The organism is Chryseobacterium cupriresistens (assembly GCF_046614675.1).
GTDB lineage: Bacteria > Bacteroidota > Bacteroidia > Flavobacteriales > Weeksellaceae > Chryseobacterium > Chryseobacterium cupriresistens.
Genome location: NZ_JBKKJT010000002.1, coordinates 45107 through 60502 on the forward strand (window position 1 = coordinate 45107; position 15396 = coordinate 60502).

Below are 15396 nucleotides of genomic sequence, written 5' to 3' on the forward strand. Positions count from 1 at the left end.
TTGATTTATTATAGATTTTTTCTCTAATATTTAACAGCTAATAATGTATTAAATGACCATTTTAATGTTTAAGATTATCTTTAAAATCATCGATTCTGAAATCAGTCAATGCATTTCCTTTTTCAATTTTTTCTTTAGAATACAGCCTGAAATCATTTTCTGTTTTTTCTAAAAGATAATCATAGGGTCCTATATGAGAAATCAGTTTTACCAGAACCGGAGAAATCTCAAGGCAGATAAACAATCCCATGATAAAAGTGGCTGCAAGCCCAATGATGGCAGAATTCTTACCAAGTTCGTCCAAAGCCTGAAGCCTTGCTGCAAAACCATTGAATTTATCTTCAAATGTTTCTGTAGATTTTCTTTCCGTTTCCAGATTTGTGTATACCTTCGATATTTCTTTGTCTAAATATTCCAGCCTTGGAGCCGCTTGTTTCTGATAATTTTCCAGATCAAGTCTGCGTTGCTCCTTCAGTTGCTGTTTACGTTTTGCATTGGGACCATAGCCTTCTTTTCCACTGGTAAGTCCGGATTGCTTACCCAGAATTTCTTTCTCAAGCTCTACCGAAGCCGAATCATATGCCTGCTGATACTGAGCGATTTTTCCTGAAATCTGCTGCTTTTCTGTTTCAAAAGGACCGCTCTGCTGAAGAATTCGCCCGTTCATTTCACCCTGCAGTTGTTTTTTATTTCTTTGAATAATGGTATTCAGCTGTTTGTTGACTTCTTTTTCAAAAATTTTAAGTTCTAAAGGTTTGGAAATAATAATTCCCAGGAACGTAGCAAGGATGAGACGCGGAATAGCCATCAGAATCTGATTCCACCATGTTCCTGTTTTTTTGATGGAAGAAACAATATAACGGTCAAGATTGAAGATCATCAGACCCCACAGGATTCCAAATCCTACAGCCGCCCAGATATTGTCGAATACTGTATACATTGCATAGCCTGCAGACAAAGTAGCGAATACTGCAGTGAAAAGTACGATACCCCCGATACCGGAAAACTTGTTCCATTCACTCGGAGTTTTTCTTAAAATATGGATGTTCCCGCCTGAACATACCATCAGAAACTTTTGGAACCAGTTTATTGTATGAGTCCCTTGATTTATAGTTTGTTGGTTTGTTTTCATAACTGAAAATTTATACAAAGGTAGTACTAAAAATCATACCAATGTAAAAGATAGTATTATGTTTTACCAAGTAATTGTGTTTGTTTGGGTAAAATGCTGTTTTTTAGAATGTTAAATTTTGTTTTTGAAAAATTGAAAAAAGAATGTGGAACCTATTTCAATCTGTCCGGATTTTGTTTAAGAAAGCTCTCCCATCCGGAATACGATTTCGTATCTGCTATTGTCCCGGAATTAAAATGATGACATACAGCTACGGCAAGACCATCGGAAGCATCTAAATATTTTGTAGGAAACTCCTTTAATTTAAGAAGGTTCTGAAGCATTCCTGCTACCTGTTCCTTGCTGGCATTTCCGTTTCCGGTGATCGCCATTTTGATTTTTTTTGGAGAATATTCGGTTATAGGAATATTTCTGTAAAGACTGGCTGCCATAGCAACGCCCTGAGCACGGCCAAGTTTTAGCATACTCTGAACGTTTTTCCCATAGAAAGGAGCTTCAAGAGCTACTTCATCAGGATGAAACTCATCAATAAGAGAAAGGGTTCTTTCAAAAATATACTTCAGCTTGGTTTCGTGATTGGGATATTTTTTCAGGATAAGTTCATGAATAGAAACCATCTCCATTTTTCCTTTTTTTACGGAGATGATACCAAATCCCATTACCGTTGTCCCCGGGTCAATTCCTAAAATTATTTTCTCTGAAATCATTGCTTCAAAGATAGGACTTTCTATGTTTTTTTAGTGGAAAAAGTATTGGTAATGATTTTCGTTTATGTTTAAAATTTTAATATCTTTAAATAAAAATGATCATGAAAAATGTATTTAATGTATTAATTGTTCCTGTCTTTCTCTTGTTTAGCCTTAAAGAGAGAAATAATTTAGTTCAGAATAAGCATTCAGAAGCTTTTACAGCAAAGAGCGAACGGATCATTTATTTGTTTTTCAAAGCAGATAAAGATCAGTCGGGAAATGCAAAAATTACTCTCCAGAGTACTAAAATTGCAGATGGCAGATTGAAACAGATGCCTTCATTTGAAAGAAACAACATCCGTAAGGGTGATCTTGTGATTACATTAACAGGAGCTGACGGAAAAGAAATGGGTAAACAGCTGGTGAAAGATCCTTTCAATCCTGAACTGGAAGTATATGAAAAAGAGGGAATATCCAGACATAAAGCTTCCCTTCAAAATACCGAATTCAGTGCCAGGTTTTCTTACTCTGAAAATGTACAGTCGGTAAAGATTGAAAAAGCAACTGAGGATGGTGCACAAGTAATATTCACACAAAAACTATAATCATGAAAAAAACTTTATTATCCCTTTTAATAGGAAGCAGTTGTTTTGCCCAGACTTTTGAGACCGTTCCGCTATTACAAAACGGGGACAACAGTAAGCGGATTGTTATTGCAGTGTTGGGAGACGGGTTTACCGCTGCACAGCAAACTGCTTTTACAACATCGGCTCAGAATACGATCAACTATCTTTTTACGAAAAGTCCTTATACAGAATATAAGAATTACTTTAATGCCTATGCGGTAAAAGTAATTTCCACAGAATCAGGAGTAAAGCATCCCGGAACCGCAGCAGATGTTGCAGAGCCTGTAATTCCTGTAACTAATCCCAATAACTATCTTGGGTCTACTTTCGATGTAGGAGTTCACAGGTGTATATACAGCAATACTACCAATAAAGTAGGACAGGTTCTGGCTGCCAATATCCCGGACTATGATATTACTTATGTGCTGGGTAATTCTACAGAATACGGAGGTTGTGGCGGTACCTATGCTTTTGCTTCACTCAACGGTTCTTCCAATGAAATTGTAGTGCATGAACTGGGACATTCCTTTGGAAAATTGGCCGATGAATATTGGTTTTCCGGTTCGCTGGAATCTCCCAATAAAACACAAAATTCTAATCCGGCAACGATAAAATGGAAAAACTGGGTAGGATTAAATGGGGTAGGAGTATATGCCCATGCTGAAAGCCCAAGCTGGTTCAGACCCCATCAGAGCTGTGAAATGAGATATCTTAACCAGCAGTTCTGCTCTGTGTGTAAAGAGGCAATTATTGAAAGGATTCATACTCTGGTTTCCCCTGTGGATTCCTATACTCCGGCCAATAATACAGCCGTTGATGCTACATCCAATGTTACCTTCACTGTGAATGAAATTCTTCCCATTCCGAACACGCTGGTTAATTCATGGAGCTTAAACGGAACGGCTCTGGGAGCAACGGGAAGTAGCATAACGATTACTCCCGGACAACTTAACAACGGAAATAATACTTTGACATTATCGGTAGTGGATAACAATCCGCTTTTAAAAGTAGACAATCACAGTACACTCCATGTTACCAATGTTTCCTGGACTTTGAGCAAATCAACTCTTAAACTCTCAGAAGTAAAAGCGGAAGAGCGCCGTTTCAGTATTTATCCTAATCCGACAGATGGAGAATTTTTTATTAAAGGCAAACAAGGCTTTTCAAAAGATGTAAAAGTAGAAGTGTATGACACTTCAGGAAAGCTTATCCCATCCAGATTTGAACTGAATGATTCTGCAATACGGATTAATATTAAAAACTATCCGGCAGGTACTTATCTGTTGAATGTAAAAGAAAATAAAAACCTGATCATTTCTCAGAAAATCATTAAAGAATAATTACACGAAACCGGCTCTGGGAGCCGGTTTTATTTTTCTAGTTTTTTCTCTGCTATGGGTACCCACCGTCCGTCATGGCGAAGAAGTATTATTTTATCGACTAAGAATTTAGTTTTGTATTCCATGTTTTCATATTTTTGCCAGGCCTTAAGATAATTTTCCCAGGCCAGATCTCTGTATCCTACAGTCATATGCGGATTAAACGAATACTTTGTGAAATTAAAGCGCTCTTTTACCCTATGATAAAGTTCTGTTAATTGACTACTTTCTTTGGGCTGAATATAGAGGACAGGATTTTTAGGATTGGGAAAGCTTCCAAAGCCATCCAGCTCTATTTCAAAAGGTGTAATTTCTGTATTGATTTTCTGAAAAACAATGTGAATATCTTCTTCCAGTTCAATTTCTCTCGAAAAGGGAGGAAAGAGTGTAATATGTGCTTCGTTTTTCAAAGCCTTGGAATTGGCATAATTTGTTGCCAGATCCTGTTTAAAAACTTTTATTTCTTCAATAATTTCCTGAGGAGGGTAAATGGCTATGAAGTACATTTTTTTCATATGACAAATTAAAAGTTTTTAAATTAAATTTTAATACATAAGAAAATTATGCATAAGTTTGTAAGGTATTTAAACCATTCTATGAAAAAAAATAGTCTCTATAAGGGTACTTTACAGAATATTATTTTAAAGCTCCTTTCGAAAGAAGTGAAGATGTATGGTTATCAGATTACCCAAAGAGCTAAAGAACTTACTTTGGGTGAACTTGAAATGACAGAAGGAGCGCTCTATCCATTGCTGCATAAATTAGAAAGCGATGGAATGATTACTTCCGAAATTCAAAAGATTAATGGGAGAGACCGGAAATATTACCTGTTGACTGAAAAAGGAAAAAAACAACAGGCAGAACAGGAAACTGAGATGAAAAGTTATTTACTCAACCTACAGACAATATTTAACATATGATGACTGAAGCACAGGAAAATAAAATTACAGATTATCTGGTGGTCCAAGAGTTGTCTCTGGATATTCTGGTAGAAATCAGAGATCATATGATCAGTCAGATTTTGGATATTCAAAGCAATGAGAATATCAATTTTGAGGACGCTTTCTTGAAGGTAAAAGAATCATGGAGCAATGAGTTTAAAATGGTTAATTATTTTTTATTTTATCCTACAAAAATTCCTTTGATTGCCAAAAGAATTATCCGGGAGAAATACAGAGGGATTTTCAAAAAATCATTGATGGTAGCTGCTCTGGCATTTGCTGTTAATCTGTTACTAATTTTTATGGCAGGAAATCAGGAAGAATATAAACTGTTTTTCCGACTTCTGAATGGTTCATTTGTAGTGACAACAATATTGATATGGATTTTTAATCACAAAATCTGGAAGTATATAAAAGCAGACTTTAAATACAAAGGAAAATGTCTCTATACCATGTATCAGCAGAATCTTGGATTAATGGTTGTGTGTGCCAGCTCCATGACGCAGGTGGCCATAAGGAACGGGCAACATGCCTACCAGTTTTTCAGAGAACAGAATTATGCAGATGTTGCCGGGGTTCTGGTAACCTTAATTCTTCCATTTGTATTACAGGCAGCTCTTGCTTTTGCGGTATTCAATTTTCTTGAGCATAAAAAGAATTTAGTCAAGATGCAGGAATTTCTGAAGCTCGTGTAAACAAATGGGTGCTAAAACTAATGTTTTGATCGAAGTTGGTTCAGTGTATTCTCAAGATGATCAGTGATCTTTTTTACTTCAATATGAGGTCTGAAGATCGCGCCTTTTCCTCTTTCTTCATCTGCAATATTAGACAGAATAATCACAGACGTTTTGGTGTCCGGATAATAAATATTTAAAGAAGGAGAACCTTTTACATAACCACTGTGAAAATAGGAATTGGGCTGGCCGATGTTAAGCATAATTCCGTAAGCATAACCCATTTTCCCAAAGATAGCATGGTGTCTTTCCGCACTTTTGGCCATGAAGAGCTTCAAAGTTTCGGGTTTTAGAATTTTCCCGTTGTACAGGGCATTATTCCACAAATGAAGATCCCCAATGGTAGATAGTATTCCTCCGGCAGGTGTTCCGATTTCCGACCCGCCTAATCTTTTCGGCATATTGGGAACCTCAGAGAATTTAGCAGGAGTACCAACATAAGCACTGGCAAAGTTATTTCCTTTGAAAATGTCTCCTGTTGAAGAATGGGACATTCCTGCTTTTTTAAAAAGTTCCAATGCATTTTCATGATAGGATTTTCCGGAGACTTTTTCCACAATTTTTCCAAGTGCATTAAAACCATCGTTGGAGTAATAGAAATCTGATCCGCTTTTAAACATCAGCTTTCCACCCATCAGGTTCAATCCTGAAGTGTGGTTTAACAGTTGGTGAATCGTAATGTTTTCATATTCTTTGATCTGAAATTCCTTCAGGTATTTTGAAGCCTTATCTGTCACATTCAGTTTTCCATGCTCCATCTGAAGTAAGATTAAAACAGCGGTAAATTGTTTGCTCACAGATCCTATCGCAAAAATGGTATTGCTGTCAATTTTAGTTTTCTTCTTAAAATCAGAATATCCGTTTTCTCTTCTGTAAAGAGGAATGGTGTCTTTAAAAACAGCAATGCTTCCATTGAAATGATACTTTTTAAAAGCAGAATCAATCTGTTGTTCCAAAAGTGTTTTCTGAAAAGCTGAGATGGTAGAGTCTATAATTGCTTTTTTATCAACCGGGGCAATTTTTGGACCCTCAGTTGTTGTACAGGAAAATAAAAAACAGAAAAAAGACAGGAATAATAAATTTTTGATCACAGGTGTTGTATTTTTAAATGATGATTATACTCTTAAAGATACTAAAATATCCTGAAGAGCATTAAGAGAAGCAAATTGCGTGCTAGGATAGGCTGCTGGAACAACTTTATATAGATTTAATCAGCTTTTGTGGAATATTTCAATGTTATGAATAAGGGTGTTGCTGAGGAAATAATACATTGAAAGAACCTGTGGAAGAAAGCTCGCAGGTTTATCTTAATATCAGGTCACTGAACCAGAAAACATATTCTCCGTCTTCTTCTTCAGGACTTGTTTTAGGCTTAGGATAAGTCTTTTTGACGGTTTCCCCGATTTTGAATTCAACAGGATTTTTGAAAATAGGTCCATCAAAAGTAAAGGTATGGAACTCTCCGTTTTCTCCGCACGGATCTACATTTTCAGGAAGGTCATCAATGAATTGCTGATCAATAATCCTTCCGGCGAAGCTTTTATCAAAATAAGATCCGTTCACACATGTTACAATCGTTTTAAAACCAAGGTCCAGAAATTCACGGATGAGGTCAGTTGTATTTTGTTTCCATAGAGGAAATAAGGCTTTCATACCGATAACATTTAATTGGTCTTCCCTGTATTTTCGCAGGTCTTCCAGAAAAATATCTCCGAAAATGGAATGGGTAATGCCCTGAGCCTGAATTTCAGTCATTGTCTTACTCATGATCTGTTGGTATTCTTCCATGGATGGTTCTTTTGGAAGTTCCATTTTGATCAAAGGAATCCCAAGGCTTTCTGCCTGTTTTTCTAAAAGCGATACATGAACTCCATGCATAGAAATCCTTTGAAACTCCTGATTGATGCTGGTAAGCAGTGTAGAAATCTCATATTGATCCTCCTTTAGTATTTTATAAAGAGCAAGGGAAGAGTCTTTTCCGCTGCTCCAGTTGAATAATGCTTTTGGTTTCATTGTAAAAATAAATCTGTCAAAAATAAGGATTTAAGAAGGGTTTTGAAATTAAATCAGATGACGAAATAGTGTTCTTGGTTTTTATTACAATTAAAATAAAAACCTCAAAGAAATCCTTTGAGGTTTGATTTATAAAAATGTTTGCTGTATAGCCTTACATATTTCTTCTGTATTTACCGCCTACTTCAAATAAAGCGTTGGTAATTTGTCCTAAAGAACAGTACTTCACAGCATCCATCATCACCTCAAATAAGTTTTGCTGGTTGATGGCTGCATGCTGAAGTTTTCTTAAAGCTTCCTCAGACTTATTTTCATTGGCCTGCTGGAAGTTGTGAAGAGACTCAATCTGTGCCTGTTTCTCCTCTTCCGTAGAACGGATAACTTCTCCCGGTAGAACGGTTGGTGAACCATCTTTTCCTAAGAAGGTATTCACTCCGATAATAGGATATTCACCGGTATGCTTCAGCCATTCGTAATGCATAGATTCTTCCTGGATTTTTGAACGCTGATACATCGTTTCCATCGCTCCGAGAACACCGCCTCTTTCTGTGATTCTGTCGAATTCCGTATATACAGCTTCCTCTACAAGATCCGTTAATTCTTCAATGATGAATGATCCCTGAAGCGGATTCTCGTTTTTAGCCAATCCTAATTCTTTATTGATGATTAACTGGATTGCCATCGCTCTTCTTACAGACTGCTCGGTAGGAGTAGTGATCGCTTCATCATAAGCATTGGTATGAAGTGAATTACAGTTATCGTAGATCGCATACAGTGCCTGAAGCGTGGTTCTGATATCGTTGAAATCAATTTCCTGAGCGTGCAGTGAACGTCCCGAAGTCTGGATGTGGTATTTCAACATCTGGCTTCTTTCGTCTGCTCCGTATTTTAATTTCATCGCTTTTGCCCAGATTCTTCTTGCTACACGTCCGATTACTGAGTATTCAGGATCGATACCGTTGGAGAAGAAGAAAGATAAGTTCGGTGCAAAATCATTGATATCCATTCCACGGCTTAAATAATATTCAACATAAGTGAACCCGTTAGCCAGTGTAAATGCTAATTGGGAAACCGGATTGGCTCCAGCTTCAGCAATATGGTATCCCGAAATAGAAACAGAGTAGAAGTTTCTTACTTTTTCTCTGATGAAATATTCCTGAACATCACCCATTAATCTTAAGGCAAATTCTGTAGAGAAAATACAGGTGTTCTGTGCCTGGTCTTCTTTTAAGATGTCCGCCTGAACAGTACCACGAACCGTAGCAATTGTTTTAGCTTTAATTTCTGCGTATATATCAGCAGGAATCACTTCATCACCGGTTAATCCTAAAAGCTGTAATCCCAAACCATTGTTGGATGGAGGAAGTTCACCGTTATATTTAGGTCTTTCTAACCCTTTATCGTCAAATTTTTCCTTAAGCTTAGCTTCTACTTTAGACTCTAAACCGTTTTCTTTGATATATTTTTCAACATTCTGATCGATGGCAGCATTCATAAAGAAGGCCAACAGCATCGGTGCAGGACCGTTGATCGTCATTGAAACCGAAGTTAGTGCGTTGACAAGATCAAATCCGGAATATAATTTCTTAGCATCATCCAGTGTTGCAATAGAAACTCCCGCATTCCCGATTTTACCATAAATATCCGGTGGTAAAGCAGGATCCTGACCATATAAGGTTACAGAGTCAAATGCAGTAGATAAACGTTTTGCAGGCATTTCTGCAGAAACATAATGGAATCTTCTGTTGGTTCTTTCAGGGCCTCCTTCTCCTGCAAACATCCTTGTAGGATCTTCACCGGTTCTCTTGAACGGATAAATACCTGCCGTGTAAGGGAAGCTTCCCGGAAGGTTTTCCTGGCCTTTCCATCTGATCAGATCACCCCAGTCATTGTATTTTGGTAATGCAATTTTAGGAATTCTCAGGTGAGATAAAGACTCAGTAGAAGTTTCAACTTTAATTTCTTTTCCTCTTACGAAATAAGAATAAAACTCTGCATGGAATGCTTTTTTTGTATCATCCCAGGTCTTCAGGAAATCGATATTTTCTTGTTGCAGCTCTTTTTCCGCCTTTTGGTATTCAGCATCCAGAATATCATTGGAAATGATATTTTTTACGCCTTCAATATGATACATTTTTCTGGCCAGTTCAGCCTGTTTCTCAATATTGATGTCGTATTGTTTATTGTTTTCAACAATTTCAGAAAGGTAACGGACTCTTTTTGGAGGAATAATCGTTACTTCTTCTGTCACTTCCTGTTCTACAAAAGTTTTTAGATTCAATCCGGAGAATTTATCGTTTACTTTTGAAATTAATCTGTTGTATAATTCTGTTGTTCCATGATCATTAAACTGAGACGCCTTGGTAGCATACACCGGCATATCATCTAATGGGCTTTCCCATAGCAAATGGTTTCTCTGGAACTGTTTTCTTACGGCCTGAAGAGCATCCAGTGCTCCACGTTTGTCAGATTTATTCAATGCTACCAGATCCGCATAGTCTAACATGTCGATTTTTTCCAGCTGAGTAGAAGCTCCGTATTCAGGAGTCATTACATACATGGAAACATCTGCAAAATCAGAAACTTCTGAACCAGACTGCCCGATTCCCGAAGTTTCAAGGATGATGACATCCGGATGAGCCAGTTTTAATACATTCAGTGCAGAATGAATAAATGGAGAAACAGAAACGTTGTTTTCTCTGGTTGCCATAGAACGCATATAAACTCTTGGATCATTGATTGCATTCATACGGATTCTGTCTCCCAATAAAGCACCTCCGGTTTTCTTTTTCGAAGGGTCAATGGAAATAATAGCGATTTTTTTGTCTGTATTGGAACGTAAGAAACGTCTTACCAGTTCATCCGTTAATGAAGATTTACCTGCTCCTCCGGTACCTGTAATACCAATGATTGGAATAGTCAGATCTTTAGACTTTTCGTCAATAGCTTTTACAAGTTCAGGTTTTTCTTCCGAAAAGTTTTCTACGGCTGAGATGATTTGTGCAATACTTGATGGATTTTCAAAGCTGATATTGTCAAGATCTTTTGCTGTAACATCTTTTCCTGTTGCAAAATCTGATCGTTGTACCAGGTCATCAATCATTCCCTGAAGCCCAAGCTCACGGCCGTCATCCGGAGAATAAATCCTGTCGATACCATAAGACATAAGGTCTTTGATTTCTTCCGGAAGGATTACACCGCCTCCGCCACCAAAAATTTTGATCTGCGGTGAGTTTTTTTCTCTCAAAAGGTCATAGATATATTTGAAATATTCATTGTGACCTCCCTGATATGAAGTTAATGCAATAGCATTGGCATCTTCCTGGATGGCTGTATTTACAACTTCCTCTGCTGATTTATCGTGTCCCAGGTGGATCACTTCGCATCCTGTTCCCTGAATGACACGACGCATAATATTGATCGCAGCATCATGCCCATCAAATAATGAGGCAGCAGTTACGATTCTTACCTTGTTGGTTGGAGTATATTTTTGGGTTTCCATAAAAATTCTAGACAGTTTCTAAGTTCTCAAATATAGCAATAAAATAAAAACCTCGTATTGTAGGGTAAAATTCTGATTTTTAAACGTTTATGATAATTGTTTTTTAAGTTCGAAATACTTTGTTAGAGGCTGGGTCTGTATTTTACAGATTACTACACTATTCTGTAAAAATATAAATGTCAGCAGATAATATCCCGCTGACATTTTTTCTTTTGTGTCATGAAGTTTGGCCTTTATTTCATAAAAAATCTCTATTATTATTTTTCTGAAAAAAGTGTTTTTCTTTTGCTGTCCAGCCCCCAGTTTAATCCTAAAAATGTAATAAGATTATTCTTGTCACCATAATTTTTTCCAAAGGCAGCATTGATATACACACTGTCAGACACTTTATAGTTGATGACTCCATTGGAACGGTAGGTATCATCCAGATCGCTGCTTCTGTAGATGAACTCATAGCCAATAGAGAATCTATTGTATACAAGCTCTATTTTGCCACCGAAATCATAATTATCAGTCCTGCTGAATCCGCTGCCTGCATCATAAACCGTTTTATCCTGCATGTATCTCGCAACGGCATAGAAATTTAATCTTTTTTCGATCTTTGAAGCATCTGTGGTGGAGGCTTCTTTGATGATTACTTTTGATTTTTCATTATTTTGATCTTCTTTTTTCTGTGGAGTTTTTGTTCTTTCCAGATTGATCCCGGAACTCATGGTCATCCAGAATCCCAATTTCCCGAATTGATTATTCTTAAACTGATTGTCTAAAAAGAAAGTACTGTAGGCAGAAGCGACATCCAGCTGAAAAGCAGGTTTTTCGTCCAGGTACTTTTTATATTTTTCAGTTTCCGCTTTGTAATACTCTGTGGCAAATTTTTCAAATGCTTTTGCCTTCTTCTCGTTTTTTTCATCCGGACTGGCATTGGATGCTTCTATATCATTATATTCCTTTGATTTTTCAAACTCTGTCTGAATATCAGTTAAGGCCTTTGAAATATTTTTATTTGAGTCTGTAATAGCCTCTATGTTTTTTTTATTTCTTATTTTAAATACTGTGGTACGTAATGAAAAAGATACCGAAGGATTTTCAGTGTCAAGATCTTCAATTTTATAATTTCTCAGAAAGGCAAATGAGACAGAAACGTTTTTGGCTTCACTGAAAATGTTATTTTTATACTCATAACTATTATCTGTTTTTTTAATGCTTTTAATGCCGGCATACTTTAAAGCATCCATTTCCGTCAGTGGAAATAAATGAGTAGGAGTAAGTTCTACTGCATAGGCATTGGGAAGACCGTCGTTCTCGCTGAATGAATTGACAATACTGGACATAAAAGCCTTTTTTGATTTCGGGGTCTCCAGATCAGAACTTGCCAGGCCGAGAAGCATTACACTTGGTGCATTGGAAAGCTCGAGTTTGTTTAACTCTGCACTGATTTCTTTGCTTTGAGCAAACAATAATGTCATATTAGACATCAGCGCTGCTAGTAGTACTATCTTTTTCATAGCTCAACTTTTATGTATTTATAAACACCATAGATAAACTTGCCGGATAAATCATCAGTTGTTTTACCTTCAAAAGGATTGAAATGAAAATTCCTGGAAGGAATCTGAGGAAATTCAAACTTTATCCTGCATGTATTGATTAAAATCTGCAGATGATTTACCTGCATATTAATATTGAAAGAAGTCGCGAAAAGTAAATGATCTGATGCTAAATCTGCTTTTGGAATGGTGAAAGAGAATTTATCGTCATTTAAATTATTATCATCTATTCTCTTTCCATTAATGATAAAATGAGGGTCGCCAAATTGTGTGTTGGCACTGATTATTACATTCACTTCAACATTATTTTCTTTAAAGTGAGTGATTTTTACTGTTTTTTGAGGGATTTTTTTCATGTCTGTTGACTTTTGGGTTTGTGGATTCAGCTCTTAATTCTATTTCAAATGTATAATTTGTAATATTGGTATTCAATTACCTTTTTGGGTGATATTGTATTGCTTTTAAAATATAAAAGCAGTCTTTTATTCAATAATTAAATAGTTCCAATGATTCTGCGCCACAATTAAATTTTCTATTTTTGCAGCATATTTTTACAGACATGCAAAAAGCGTTGATATATTTCGCATTGGGAACTATAGTAAGCTTCCTGATTAATTATTTCCTTTTAAGTTCAGAAAACATCGGTTTGGAGTTATATTATGCCGTTGCTTTTGGTGCTGCCTGGGGTATTGCTTATTATTTGGATACTCCGGATTTTACATTGGCTAAAAAGCTGGGGCTATCTTTTGTAGTGATGGCTATACTGGTTGGGGCTGGTACTTTAATTTTTAAACTTGAACTGGCTATTCCATCTATACTGAAGTTTTCCATGGTATTTGTGGCCTATTATGTCATCGCAAGTTTCAGGGCAACAAAGTCACTGAGAAAATAAATAAAAAAGAGGCTGTCCGATACGACAGTCTCTTTTTTTTATTAATGAATCATCATGAAACTGATCAGGGCAAGACCCAGCAGTAAAAACATGAAGGCAATAAAGTTAATGGTGAATAATATCATCCCGACAATAATGCTTACCAAACCATGAGCACGATAAACGCGCCGGTGGGCAATAAAAAAATAGGCCATCGTGTACAATGACAGGATTGATATTGCTAAATACAAAATGGTATTAACCGGCCAGAGGTCTGTGAGACCCGCTAATTTGGAGAGTAAGAAAATGAATAAGATGGTGAGCAGTAAAAATGAGAAGTAATGCAGCGTGAAAATTCCGTGATCAAAATACCACCATTTTTTCTTACTATGGAAAAACCATAAAAAGAATGCAAAAAGAGGAAGGTAGATAAAAAGTGCTTTGGGAAGATTGTGGAAAGACTTTTCTACCATACCGGCCATAATCTCTTTTTTCTTCACCCCTTTTTCTTTAAGTTCAAAGAATTTGTGAACAATTGGGGCTTCAATAAAAGTAAGAGATGACGGATTTTTGGCTTTAGCCGAATCATAAGCCTTTCGGGTTTTGTATTCACCAAAACTGACATCCGGATCTATCTTTTTGTCCATGTCAATGATATCTTCTATTTCAGAAGAGTCGGGAACTGCTTTCAGTCCTTCAATGGCAAGAGAGTCTTCCCCATTCAGATGTTTTTTTGCTTTTATACTGTCTATCAGCTTTTGTTTTTCAACAGGCTTCATGACTTTCAGAAGATTCGTCTTGCCATTTTCTCCGGTATTTCTCTCTTTCGAAGAACCAATATTAACCATAGGAAAAAGGGCAAACACAAAAAATGTAATGAAACTGACAAAAATATAAAGCTTTACAGGGGGTACAAACTTCTGTCTTTTCCCTTCAAGATAAGTATTAGTCAGTTTACCAGGCTTAAATAACAGGTTTTTTACAGTTCCCCAGAACTGACCGTCATAATGCGTGAAATCTTCAATGAAATGGGTAAAAAGAAAATAAAAGGGCTGCCGTCTTTCAGTATTTTCCTGTCCGCAGTGAGGGCAGTATCTTTCTTCAACCTGATGCCCGCAGTTCAGGCAGGTTTTGTCTTCTCTTAGTTTTCCGTGACTCATGGATATAGAATATGATTAACGCAAATATAAATATTTCAATGAAATTATAATTATATCCAGGTGTTTTACGGAAATCTTTAAAGTAAATTTAATAAAAAGAAAGAGTTGAGGGAATAAACTCTTTGCTGTTTCATTGTGTTTTTAGAATCTTCGAAGTGTTTTTTTTCACCGGCTCATAAGTTCGCAAGTTTTATGCCAAATTGTAAATAATGTTAAAATCTATTGATAGAGGGGTATAACACATGGATTATATAGATTAAATAAAATATGTTTTTGGGTTACAAAAATAATTTGTACCTTTGCACACCCTTTTAGGGGTAAATTATGTTTAATCTTTAACTAAAACGTGTGAATACATTAAGTTACAAAACTGTTTCAGCGAACAAAGCTACTGCTAATAAAGAATGGGTTGTGGTAGACGCTGAAGGACAGCCGTTAGGTAGATTAGCTTCTACGGTTGCAAAGATTTTGAGAGGTAAGCACAAAACGAACTACACACCTCACGTAGATTGTGGTGATAACGTAATCGTTTTGAATGCTGGGAAAATTACACTTTCCGGAAACAAGTGGGCTGATAAGACTTATATCTGGCATACAGGATATCCTGGTGGACAGAAGTCTATGACTGCGGCTGAACTTCAGAAGAAAGATTCTTTAAAGGTATTAGAGAAATCTGTAAAAGGTATGTTACCTAAAAACAGATTAGGAGCTGCTATCCTTAAGAACCTTTACTTATATGAAGGAACTGAGCACAAACATGAAGCTCAACAGCCAAAAACAATTAATGTTAACGAATTTAAATAAT

General features: G+C 36.5%; 15 protein-coding genes. 6 read left to right on the forward strand and 9 right to left on the reverse strand.

Annotated elements, in window-relative coordinates; translation table 11 throughout:
• Positions 1–61 precede the first annotated feature (61 nt).
• Positions 62–1132: a DUF4407 domain-containing protein gene (locus ACLI50_RS05440; RefSeq protein WP_202841599.1), complete on the reverse strand. Its 1071-nt coding sequence runs from the start codon at positions 1130–1132 to the stop codon at positions 62–64.
• Between the two features lie 152 nt (positions 1133–1284).
• Entirely contained in the window at positions 1285–1839 is a 555-nt protein-coding gene (gene ruvC / locus ACLI50_RS05445; protein ID WP_034692903.1) for a crossover junction endodeoxyribonuclease RuvC, read from the reverse strand.
• A 101-nt stretch (positions 1840–1940) separates the two neighbouring features.
• On the opposite strand from ruvC, the gene ACLI50_RS05450 reads away from it, so the two are divergent.
• Both ACLI50_RS05450 and ACLI50_RS05455 read left to right on the forward strand, forming a co-directional pair.
• Complete coding sequence (locus ACLI50_RS05450) at positions 1941–2426, forward strand: hypothetical protein (RefSeq protein ID WP_137905656.1); 486 nt, start codon at positions 1941–1943, stop codon at positions 2424–2426.
• 2 nt (positions 2427–2428) lie between these two features.
• Positions 2429–3787 (forward strand): T9SS type A sorting domain-containing protein, encoded by a 1359-nt coding sequence (locus tag ACLI50_RS05455; RefSeq protein ID WP_411413337.1) that lies wholly within the window; start codon positions 2429–2431, stop codon positions 3785–3787.
• 29 nt (positions 3788–3816) lie between these two features.
• Here ACLI50_RS05455 and ACLI50_RS05460 read toward each other — a convergent pair whose 3' ends face one another.
• On the reverse strand, positions 3817–4341 hold the full coding sequence (locus ACLI50_RS05460) for a 2'-5' RNA ligase family protein (protein ID WP_411413338.1): 525 nt from the start codon (positions 4339–4341) through the stop codon (positions 3817–3819).
• Positions 4342–4422: 81 nt separating this feature from the next.
• Between ACLI50_RS05460 and ACLI50_RS05465 the strand changes: the two genes are divergently transcribed.
• Both ACLI50_RS05465 and ACLI50_RS05470 read left to right on the forward strand, forming a co-directional pair.
• On the forward strand, positions 4423–4746 hold the full coding sequence (locus tag ACLI50_RS05465; RefSeq protein WP_123279028.1) for a PadR family transcriptional regulator: 324 nt from the start codon (positions 4423–4425) through the stop codon (positions 4744–4746).
• Positions 4743–5462, forward strand: a complete 720-nt coding sequence (locus ACLI50_RS05470) for a hypothetical protein (protein ID WP_411413339.1) — start codon at positions 4743–4745, stop codon at positions 5460–5462. Before ACLI50_RS05465 ends, ACLI50_RS05470 begins: the two co-directional genes overlap by 4 nt.
• Positions 5463–5479: 17 nt before the next feature.
• On the opposite strand, the gene ACLI50_RS05475 is transcribed toward ACLI50_RS05470, so the two are convergent.
• The 5 genes from ACLI50_RS05475 to ACLI50_RS05495 form a co-directional block, all read right to left on the reverse strand.
• Positions 5480–6592, reverse strand: a complete 1113-nt coding sequence (locus tag ACLI50_RS05475) for a serine hydrolase domain-containing protein (protein ID WP_411413340.1) — start codon at positions 6590–6592, stop codon at positions 5480–5482.
• Positions 6593–6803: 211 nt separating this feature from the next.
• Positions 6804–7514: a Dph6-related ATP pyrophosphatase gene (locus ACLI50_RS05480; protein ID WP_411413341.1), complete on the reverse strand. Its 711-nt coding sequence runs from the start codon at positions 7512–7514 to the stop codon at positions 6804–6806.
• Between the two features lie 154 nt (positions 7515–7668).
• A complete protein-coding gene (locus ACLI50_RS05485) occupies positions 7669–11016 on the reverse strand; it encodes a methylmalonyl-CoA mutase family protein (RefSeq protein ID WP_202841592.1) in 3348 nt (1115 codons plus the stop codon).
• Between the two features lie 257 nt (positions 11017–11273).
• The gene (locus ACLI50_RS05490) at positions 11274–12521 is read right to left on the reverse strand and encodes a hypothetical protein (RefSeq protein WP_411413342.1); all 1248 of its coding nucleotides are present in this window, start codon (positions 12519–12521) and stop codon (positions 11274–11276) included.
• On the reverse strand, positions 12518–12916 hold the full coding sequence (locus ACLI50_RS05495; RefSeq protein ID WP_047435683.1) for a hypothetical protein: 399 nt from the start codon (positions 12914–12916) through the stop codon (positions 12518–12520). Before ACLI50_RS05495 ends, ACLI50_RS05490 begins: the two co-directional genes overlap by 4 nt.
• 203 nt (positions 12917–13119) lie before the next feature.
• On the opposite strand from ACLI50_RS05495, the gene ACLI50_RS05500 reads away from it, so the two are divergent.
• Complete coding sequence (locus tag ACLI50_RS05500; RefSeq protein ID WP_202841590.1) at positions 13120–13452, forward strand: hypothetical protein; 333 nt, start codon at positions 13120–13122, stop codon at positions 13450–13452.
• A gap of 41 nt (positions 13453–13493) precedes the next feature.
• Here the strand turns inward: ACLI50_RS05500 and ACLI50_RS05505 are convergent, their stop codons facing one another.
• A complete protein-coding gene (locus ACLI50_RS05505; RefSeq protein WP_137905661.1) occupies positions 13494–14591 on the reverse strand; it encodes a DUF3667 domain-containing protein in 1098 nt (365 codons plus the stop codon).
• A 348-nt stretch (positions 14592–14939) separates the two neighbouring features.
• On the opposite strand from ACLI50_RS05505, the gene rplM reads away from it, so the two are divergent.
• The gene (gene rplM, locus ACLI50_RS05510; protein ID WP_002976217.1) at positions 14940–15395 is read left to right on the forward strand and encodes a 50S ribosomal protein L13; all 456 of its coding nucleotides are present in this window, start codon (positions 14940–14942) and stop codon (positions 15393–15395) included.
• The last annotated feature ends 1 nt before the right edge of the window (position 15396 follow it).

Bases quoted from the DNA above. Each gene is read 5' to 3' on its own strand.
- ACLI50_RS05500 (WP_202841590.1), top strand. From the start codon at position 13,120: ATGCAAAAAGCGTTGATATATTTCGCATTGGGAACTATAGTAAGCTTC.
- ACLI50_RS05480 (WP_411413341.1), bottom strand. From the start codon at position 7,514: ATGAAACCAAAAGCATTATTCAACTGGAGCAGCGGAAAAGACTCTTCC.
- ACLI50_RS05440 (WP_202841599.1), bottom strand. From the start codon at position 1,132: ATGAAAACAAACCAACAAACTATAAATCAAGGGACTCATACAATAAAC.
- ACLI50_RS05490 (WP_411413342.1), bottom strand. From the start codon at position 12,521: ATGAAAAAGATAGTACTACTAGCAGCGCTGATGTCTAATATGACATTA.
- ACLI50_RS05470 (WP_411413339.1), top strand. From the start codon at position 4,743: ATGATGACTGAAGCACAGGAAAATAAAATTACAGATTATCTGGTGGTC.
- ACLI50_RS05460 (WP_411413338.1), bottom strand. From the start codon at position 4,341: ATGAAAAAAATGTACTTCATAGCCATTTACCCTCCTCAGGAAATTATT.
- ACLI50_RS05450 (WP_137905656.1), top strand. From the start codon at position 1,941: ATGAAAAATGTATTTAATGTATTAATTGTTCCTGTCTTTCTCTTGTTT.
- ACLI50_RS05495 (WP_047435683.1), bottom strand. From the start codon at position 12,916: ATGAAAAAAATCCCTCAAAAAACAGTAAAAATCACTCACTTTAAAGAA.
- ACLI50_RS05455 (WP_411413337.1), top strand. From the start codon at position 2,429: ATGAAAAAAACTTTATTATCCCTTTTAATAGGAAGCAGTTGTTTTGCC.
- ACLI50_RS05485 (WP_202841592.1), bottom strand. From the start codon at position 11,016: ATGGAAACCCAAAAATATACTCCAACCAACAAGGTAAGAATCGTAACT.
- ruvC (WP_034692903.1), bottom strand. From the start codon at position 1,839: ATGATTTCAGAGAAAATAATTTTAGGAATTGACCCGGGGACAACGGTA.
- ACLI50_RS05465 (WP_123279028.1), top strand. From the start codon at position 4,423: ATGAAAAAAAATAGTCTCTATAAGGGTACTTTACAGAATATTATTTTA.
- ACLI50_RS05505 (WP_137905661.1), bottom strand. From the start codon at position 14,591: ATGAGTCACGGAAAACTAAGAGAAGACAAAACCTGCCTGAACTGCGGG.